Source organism: Rhizobium sp. BR 315, from assembly GCF_050577975.1.
GTDB classification, from domain to species: Bacteria; Pseudomonadota; Alphaproteobacteria; order Rhizobiales; family Rhizobiaceae; genus Rhizobium; species Rhizobium miluonense.
On the sequence record NZ_JARWKZ010000166.1, the window covers coordinates 1 to 591 of the forward strand.

At 54.5% G+C, this 591-nt stretch carries 1 protein-coding gene and 1 pseudogene; both read right to left on the reverse strand.

The window, feature by feature from the left end:
* Nucleotides 1–396 (reverse strand): ATP-binding cassette domain-containing protein (locus tag QD409_RS35555; protein WP_430765055.1); only part of this gene is annotated, 396 nt, incomplete at its 3' end.
* A pseudogene (locus QD409_RS35560) lies at nucleotides 383–591 on the reverse strand (amino acid ABC transporter permease); the annotation flags it as partial. The gene QD409_RS35555 and the pseudogene QD409_RS35560, both read right to left, overlap by 14 nt.

The window sequence follows — 591 nt, forward strand, 5'->3', positions numbered from 1 at the left end:
GTTGGCCTCCTTTCCACGCAGGCCGACTTTTGCCAGCAATTCATGTGCCACGCGGTCGGCCTCCTCGGGCGCGACTTTCTTGACCTTGCGTGGTCCGATCGTGATGTTTTCCAGGATCGTCAGATGCTTGAACAGATTGAATTGCTGAAACACCATGCCGACATGCTGGCGCAGCTTGTGGATATTGGTTTTGGGGTCGGTCAGCATCATTCCGGCGACTTCGATGTCGCCGCTGGTTGGCGTCTCCAACCCATTTAGGCAGCGCAGGAATGTGCTCTTGCCACTTCCGGATGGCCCGATGACGACGACGACCTCATTATTCTCCACATGCGTGGTAATGCCTTTCAGGATCTCATGCTGCCCGAAGGACTTGTGAAGGTCTTTAACGCTTATCAACTTGAAGCCTCCTCTCGATGTAGGATGAGAACTTCGACAGGGAGAAGATCATGACGAAATAAAGCGCCGCGACGAAGCCCCATATCGTGAAGGATGCGAAGGTTTCGGAGATAACGATCTCGCCCTTATAGACTAGCTCCGCAATGCCGACTGGCGCCAGAAGGGAGGTGTCTTTGATCGTCTGGGCGGCCTGGT